This is a genomic window from Propionivibrio sp. (assembly GCF_041441355.1).
Taxonomy (GTDB): Bacteria; Pseudomonadota; Gammaproteobacteria; order Burkholderiales; family Rhodocyclaceae; genus Propionivibrio.
Map to the genome: position 1 here is coordinate 118,212 of NZ_JASDTF010000043.1, position 7,044 is coordinate 125,255.

Annotated in this window: 7 protein-coding genes and 1 other RNA gene; 2 read left to right on the forward strand and 6 right to left on the reverse strand. The window is 59.6% G+C overall.

The genetic code is table 11. From position 1 onward, the window contains the following. Nucleotides 1-102: 102 nt before the first annotated feature. Both clpA and clpS read right to left on the reverse strand, forming a co-directional pair. Complete coding sequence (gene clpA, locus QMB55_RS14820) at nt 103-2,361, reverse strand: ATP-dependent Clp protease ATP-binding subunit ClpA (protein WP_497589510.1); 2,259 nt, start codon at nt 2,359-2,361, stop codon at nt 103-105. Continuing rightward, entirely contained in the window at nt 2,361-2,669 is a 309-nt protein-coding gene (gene clpS, locus QMB55_RS14825; RefSeq protein WP_497589511.1) for an ATP-dependent Clp protease adapter ClpS, read from the reverse strand. Before clpS ends, clpA begins: the two co-directional genes overlap by 1 nt. Before the next feature lie 218 nt (nt 2,670-2,887). Here clpS and QMB55_RS14830 point away from each other — a divergent pair, with 218 nt between their 5' ends. After that, nucleotides 2,888-3,091, forward strand: a complete 204-nt coding sequence (locus QMB55_RS14830; protein WP_497589512.1) for a cold-shock protein — start codon at nt 2,888-2,890, stop codon at nt 3,089-3,091. Between the two features lie 201 nt (nt 3,092-3,292). Here the strand turns inward: QMB55_RS14830 and ssrA are convergent. The 4 genes from ssrA to QMB55_RS14850 form a co-directional block, all read right to left on the reverse strand. Continuing rightward, nucleotides 3,293-3,657, reverse strand: a transfer-messenger RNA (tmRNA) gene (ssrA, locus tag QMB55_RS14835). Between the two features lie 80 nt (nt 3,658-3,737). Continuing rightward, nucleotides 3,738-4,436 carry a bifunctional 2-polyprenyl-6-hydroxyphenol methylase/3-demethylubiquinol 3-O-methyltransferase UbiG gene (gene ubiG / locus QMB55_RS14840; protein ID WP_497589513.1) on the reverse strand — a complete coding sequence of 233 codons (699 nt, stop codon included), beginning with the start codon at nt 4,434-4,436 and terminating at the stop codon, nt 3,738-3,740. A 71-nt stretch (nt 4,437-4,507) separates the two neighbouring features. Next, nucleotides 4,508-5,164 carry an outer membrane protein OmpA gene (gene ompA / locus QMB55_RS14845; RefSeq protein WP_497589514.1) on the reverse strand — a complete coding sequence of 219 codons (657 nt, stop codon included), beginning with the start codon at nt 5,162-5,164 and terminating at the stop codon, nt 4,508-4,510. A 58-nt stretch (nt 5,165-5,222) separates the two neighbouring features. Next, entirely contained in the window at nt 5,223-6,563 is a 1,341-nt protein-coding gene (locus tag QMB55_RS14850) for a TRZ/ATZ family hydrolase (protein ID WP_497589515.1), read from the reverse strand. 184 nt (nt 6,564-6,747) lie between these two features. On the opposite strand from QMB55_RS14850, the gene QMB55_RS14855 reads away from it, so the two are divergent. Continuing rightward, the coding region (locus QMB55_RS14855) for a DNA gyrase subunit A (protein ID WP_497589516.1) at nt 6,748-7,044 on the forward strand (297 nt) is incomplete at its 3' end.

Below are 7,044 nucleotides of genomic sequence, written 5' to 3' on the forward strand. Positions count from 1 at the left end.
ACGGTAGACGAGCATTGTCTCATTCAGCGTGGCGCTGTGTACCTGCAAAAACGAACGGCGCGCCTGGGCGGCGCGCCGTTCGGTCGGTTATGGACGCGAAGTTTATTCTGCGTGGGCGGGCTCTTCCTCGAACACCAGTCGCACTTGACCACTTTCGTCGAGATCGACGGTGACATGGCCACCGTGCGTCAGCCGCCCAAACAGCAAGGCATCGGCGAGCGCGGCGCGGATCGTGTCCTGGATCAGGCGCGCCATCGGCCGCGCGCCCATCAGCGGGTCGAAGCCCTTGCTGGCGAGGTGAGCCTTGAGCGCGTCGGTGAACACCGCGTCGACTTTCTTCTCGTGCAACTGGGATTCAAGCTGCATCAGGAATTTGTCGACGACGCGCAGGATGACTTCGTGGTCAAGCGCCTTGAAGGAGATCGTCGCATCGAGCCGGTTGCGGAACTCAGGGGAGAACAGGCGCTTGATTTCGACCATCTCGTCGCCGGCCTGCTTGACCGAGGTGAAGCCCATCGTCGACTTTTGCAAGGCTTCCTGCCCGGCGTTGGTGGTCATGATGATGATGACGTTGCGGAAATCAGCCTTGCGCCCGTTGTTGTCGGTAAGGGTCCCGTGATCCATCACCTGCAGCAGGATGTTGAAGATGTCGGGGTGGGCCTTTTCGATTTCGTCGAGCAGCAGAACGCAGTAGGGCTTCTTGGTGACTGCTTCGGTGAGTTGTCCGCCTTGGTCGAAGCCGACGTAGCCCGGCGGCGAACCGATCAGGCGCGACACGGCGTGTCGTTCCATGTATTCCGACATGTCGAAGCGCAGCAGCTCAACGCCCAGGCAATAGGCGAGCTGCTTGGCGACCTCGGTTTTGCCGACCCCGGTGGGGCCGGAGAAAAGGAAGCTGCCGATCGGCTTGCCCGGCGTGCCGAGCCCCGAACGCGCCATCTTGATGGCTTGCGCCAAGGCGTCGATGGCAGGGTCCTGGCCGAAGACGACGGCTTTGAGGTCGCGGTCGAGGTTCTTGAGGGCGTTGCGATCGTCGGCGGTGACTTGGGTTGACGGCACGCGCGCGATGCGGGCGACGATCTCCTCGATGTCCTGCTTGCCGATGACCTTTTTCTGCCGCGATTTGGGCAGGATGCGCTGCGCGGCGCCGGCTTCGTCGATGACATCGATGGCCTTGTCCGGCAGATGGCGGTCGGTGATAAAACGCACCGAGAGGTCGACGGCGGAAGTCAGTGCCGCAGCTGAGTATTTGATGCCGTGATGGGATTCGAAACGCGACTTCAGGCCCTTGAGAATCTCGATGGTGTCGGGAATCGAGGGCTCATTGACGTCGATTTTCTGGAAGCGGCGCGACAGGGCGTGGTCTTTCTCGAAGATGCCACGGTATTCGTTGTAGGTTGTGGCTCCGATGCACTTGAGCTGGCCGTTGGAGAGTGCCGGCTTGAGCAGGTTGGAGGCATCCATCGTTCCGCCCGAAGCCGAGCCCGCACCGATCAGGGTGTGAATTTCGTCGATGAACAGAATCGCATTCGGATTATCGGCGAGTTGCTTGAGTACCGCCTTCAGCCGTTGCTCGAAATCGCCGCGGTACTTGGTCCCGGCCAGAAGCGCGCCCATGTCGAGGGCATAGACGTTGGCCTTGGCGAGAATTTCGGGGACTTCGCGGTCGACAATGCGCCGGGCCAGGCCCTCGGCAATTGCAGTCTTGCCGACGCCCGCTTCTCCGACCAGCAAGGGATTGTTCTTGCGCCGCCGGCAGAGCGTTTGGATGACGCGTTCGAGTTCAAGTTCGCGTCCGATCAGCGGGTCGATGCGACCTTGGCCGGCCAGCGCGTTGAGGTTGATGGTGTAGTTTTCAAGCGGGCCGGCGTTGGGTTCGGTTGCGGTTTCCGTCTCCGCTTCGGGCTCTTTCTTGGGCGCACCTTGCGCCGCTTTGGCAATCCCGTGCGAGATGAAATTAACGACGTCGAGCCGGGTCACCCCTTGCTTTTGGAGGTAGTAGACGGCGTGCGAGTCCTTCTCTCCAAAGATGGCAACCAGAACATTCGCGCCGTTGACCTCCTTCTTGCCGGAAGACTGGACGTGCAGGATGGCACGCTGGATCACACGCTGAAAACCGAGCGTCGGCTGGGTGTCGATGTCGTCCTCGCCGGCAACCGTCGGCGAATGTTCGGCGATGAAGGTGCTCAAGTCATTGCGCAGTTGCTCGATGCTGGCACCGCACGCCCGCAGCGTCTCGGCCGCAGAGGGGTTATCGAGCAGGGCCAGGAGCAGGTGCTCGACCGTGATGAACTCATGGCGCTTCTGCCGAGCCTCAACAAAGGCCATGTGCAGGCTGACTTCGAGTTCTTGGGCAATCATCAGTTTTCCTCCATCACGCAGGCCAGCGGATGCTGGTTTTCCCGTGCAAAGGCCGCAACCTGTTCAACCTTGGTGGCGGCGATGTCGCGCGGATAAACGCCGCAAACGCCTCTTCCTTCCACGTGAACTTTGAGCATGATTTGCATGGCTCGTTCTCGGTCCATTGAAAAAAATTTCTGTAGGACGAGAACGACGAAATCCATCGGAGTGAAGTCGTCGTTGAGCAGCAAAACCGTGTAAAACGGAGGCGGAGCGAGCTTGCTGCGTTGCGCCTCGAGTACGGCGCCTGTCTGGTGCTGTTTGGCCATGTCCTCATTCTAACCAGTCCGCAGACGAAGGCAAAACATCCGAGAAAACGATGATAACAATCAAAAAAAACCACACTTTTCGGCTGCTGCGGCTGGAAATGCTTGACGCATCATCGGCGACTAGCGTACAAAGCTCTGGTGTTCAGGTCCGATCACTGTCGGGTTGGAGCACGACAGCGGGCACTGCCCGGGTTTATTTTTTTTAAGGAAGTAGTGTTATGGCAACTGGTACTGTCAAGTGGTTCAACGATGCCAAAGGTTTCGGGTTCATTACGCCGGACGATGGTAGCGAAGACCTCTTTGCGCATTTTTCCGCCATCAACATGGGCGGATTCAAGACCCTCAAAGAGGGCGAGAAAGTCACCTTTGATGTGACGCAGGGTCCCAAGGGCAAACAAGCTTCGAATATCGTGCGCGCCTAATCGGACTGCGCCGAAAAACCCGCCGCTAGCGGCGGGTTTTTTTTATCTGTTGTTCGCAAATTCGCGGGCGCCGCGAGTAATTGCCGTGCGGGCGCGCGAGTTAAGCAAGACGCGAAGGGAAGGCGACGCGCTCAGTAGTCTGCGTTTTTGGTTCGAGGGCGAAGAAAAGAAAAGGGCCCGGCGTTTATCCGGGCCCCTTGATGGTGGAGGCGGGGGGGATCGAACCCCCGTCCGCAAGTCCTCTACAGGCAGTTCTACATACTTAGTCCGGTCAACTGGGTTTTAACCTTGGTACGCCGGCCGAACAGGCTTACGTCAGGCGAGTCACCTTGGATTTAACCCCGGCCAAAGTAACCCTGGCAAGGGCGAGTCCCTGTAAATGTCGCTGTTGTGGGTTGCCCCACCTGACCCAGGGACCAGTCAGTACAGCGGTCAAGCCGCGTTAAGCGGCGAGAGCGAAACGCTCGTCGTTGGCGTTTGATTGTTTCCAGATGGATTTACGAGGTCACTGGTCCTCGGTATGCCCTGCGCTGCTTTGCAACCCACGTCGAAGCCAGGTCGCCCCCATGGATGCCCGTCACAAGAACGCACATCACAAAAGTCGTACAGCACACTGATTCTAGCACGCCAGGGCGTGTGCGCGCGTTTACTTCGTCCGCCGTGTGTGGACGAGGTAGTTAACGTCCGTATCGCGGCCCAGCCAGTAGCGGCCGGTCAAGGGGTTGTAGCTCATGCCGATGACCTCATCGGGTTCGAGCTTGACGCTTTTGGCCCAGCGCGTGAGCTCGGAAGGCTTGATGAATTTAGCGTAGTCGTGGGTGCCGCGCGGCAGCATCTTGAGGATGTACTCGGCACCGATGACCGCGAGCAGGTAGGCTTTCGGGTTGCGGTTCAGGGTGGAGAAGAAAACGTGTCCACCGGGCTTCACGAGGCTCGCGCAAGCAGCAATGGTACTGGCGGGATTCGGAACGTGTTCAAGCATCTCCATGCAGGTAACGATGTCGAATTCGCCAGGTGTTTCGGCTGCCAATTCTTCCGCGGCAATTTTGTGGTAGGTGACTTGTGCGCCGCTCTCCAGAAGGTGCAGGCGGGCGACGGCCAGTGCTTTGTCCGAAAGGTCGATCCCGGTGACCTGCGCTCCGCGCTGGGCGAGCGCTTCAGTCAGGATGCCTCCGCCGCAGCCGACATCGAGAATTTTCAAGCCTTTGAGTGGCGTGTGTTCTTCGATCCAGGCCGCGCGCAGAGGATTGATTTCGTGCAGCGGTTTGAATTCACTGTTCGGATCCCACCAGCGGTGGGCCAGCTGGCTGAATTTCTCGAGTTCGTTCGGGTCGGCGTTTTGCATGGCAGGCGCAGAGTTTGGGGCAAAAACAAAAAAGCCCTGCCGAAGCAGGGCTTTTTGCTCAATCGGCAGAATTACTTCTTGGTGCCGATGATTTCGATGTCGACGCGACGGTCAGGCTGCAGGCAGGCAATGACCTTGGCGCTCTTGGCACCCTTGCACTGATCGGGCTTGGTGACCGGCTGCTTGCTGCCCTTGCCTTCGGTGTAGACGCGGTTGGCCGGAACGCCCTTGGCAACCAAGTAGTCCTTGACCGAAGCGGCACGCTTCTCCGACAGCTTCTGGTTGTAGGCGGCGCTACCGATGCGGTCAGCGTGGCCGACGGCGATGATCACTTCGAGGTTCAGTTGGTTGGCCTTGGCAACGACGTCGTCCAGCTTCTTCTTGCCTTCCGGACGCAGGGTGGCCTTGTTGAAGTCGAACAGAGCGTCAGCGGCGATGGTGACCTTCTCGCCGAATGCGGCGGGCTTCGGAGCGGCCGGAGCGGCAACCTTCGGCTCGCAGACTTCCTTCGGCAGCAGGTCCTTGTCGCACTTGCAGCCAGCCGGATCCTTGGCGGCAGCAGCAGGCGTCCAGAAGCCGGTGCGCCAGCAGAGGCCGTTGGCGCTCGTCGCGACTTCGCCGCGGGCGTCGATCACGTAAACGCGGTCTTGGGCTTGGGCCAGCGAGGCGCAGAGGCCGAGAGTGGCGGCCAGCACGGCCATCATCGAATTTTTAACGGTTTTGTTCATCTGGATTTCCCTCGTTAGTTAAAGCCTGCGGTTTTTCGTCCGTAGGGCCTAGTACGCCTCAGTAGGTTGGTAAAACATTATGCGGACGAATTTGATTCTGCCACAAAGCCGCGAGATTTTTCAACTCAATTTCCGTGCTTCCAGGCAGGTGTCCGTCAGCAAAACGTGGCTTTCCGGCAACCCACACATCACTAACATACTCTCGCCCTGCTGAATAAACAAGAAGCGATATGACATCATAGCACGGGGCCAGTTGGGCGTCATTTAAGGCGATGGCGCAAAGGTCTGCCCATTTCCCTATTTCGATGGATCCGATTTCGTTTTCCATTCCCAATGCGTGCGCGCCACCTAAAGTTGCCATATGCAAGGCTTGTTGCGCCGAAACCACAGTCGCGTCACCCGCAACCCCTTTGGCGAGCAGGGCGGCGAGGCGCATCTCGGCAAACATGTCGAGACGGTTGTTGCTCGCCGACCCGTCGGTGCCCAGTCCGACATTGACGCCATGGGCGAGCAGCGCCGCGATCGGAGCGAAGCCGCTCGCTAGCTTCAGGTTTGAGGAGGGGCAGTGCGCGACCGTGCAGCCGTGAGCTGCGAGTAGCGCCATTTCGTGCGTTTCCAGGTGAACGCCGTGGGCGGCAATCAGATTGGGACCCAAAATGCCCAGGCGATGCAGCCGCTCCAGCGGGCGGCAGCCGAATTTTTGCTGGCTGTCGATGATTTCCTGGCGTGTTTCGTGCAGGTGAGTGTGGATCGGCAGGTCGCATTGCTCGGCCAGGGTGGCGATCTGTGCGAACGTCGTGTCGCTGACCGTGTAGGGGGCGTGCGGAGCGAGACAGAACGTGATCAGTTCGTCGTTGTGGAAAGCGTCGCGCACGGCGAGCCCCTTGTCGAGGTAGTCGTCGGGGTCGCTGGCGTAGTTGGTCGGAAAGTCGAGCGTGACGAGTCCGAGCGCAGCGCGCATGCCGAGGTCTTTTGCCGCTTCGGCGGCTGCCTGCGGGAAAAAATACATATCGGCAAAGCAGGTGGTGCCGCCGCGGAGCATTTCCCCGCAGGCGAGGCGAGTCCCGTCACGCACGAACTCCGGCGAGACGTGTCGCGTCTCGAGCGGCCAGATGTGGTGCTGCAGCCATTCCATGAGTGGGCGGTCGTCGGCGATGCCTTTCAGGAGGCTCATGGCCGCGTGCGCGTGCAGATTGACGAGGCCAGGGATCAAGGCGTGCTCGGTCAATCGGGTTGTGTGGCGGGGGGCGTAGCGCAAGGGCGCTTCGGCCTGTGGCAAAACCGCCACAATTCGCCCCTGGTCGATGGCGACGGCGTGGTTTTCGAGGACGCATCCCGCGGGGGTGACAGGAATGATCCAGCGGGCTTCGATGAGCAGATCGACCGGGGTGAGGGGCATGGGCTGAGCCTCGTGGATGGGTGGCGCAAGCTTAACCGCTTTCCTTTTTGGATGCGCTGGCTGCGTCGATGCTACGTGCCTGGGGGGTGGTACCGATGGGCATGTTAGAATACCCGGCTTGGTCACGATGGCGAGAGATGACGCTGTCGTCTCGGGCTACGTGCTGGAATGATACGGATCGACAATGGAACAAGCCGTGGAACAATTCGCCAAAGAAACCCTGCCCATCAGCCTCGAAGACGAGATGCGCCGTTCCTACCTCGATTACGCGATGAGCGTGATCGTCGGTCGGGCCTTGCCGGACGCGCGCGATGGTTTGAAACCGGTGCATCGACGGGTTTTGTACGCGATGCACGAACTGGGCAACGACTGGAACAAAGCCTATAAAAAATCGGCGCGTATCGTTGGTGACGTGATCGGTAAATACCATCCGCACGGCGATATCGCGGTCTACGACACGATCGTGCGGATGGCGCAGGAT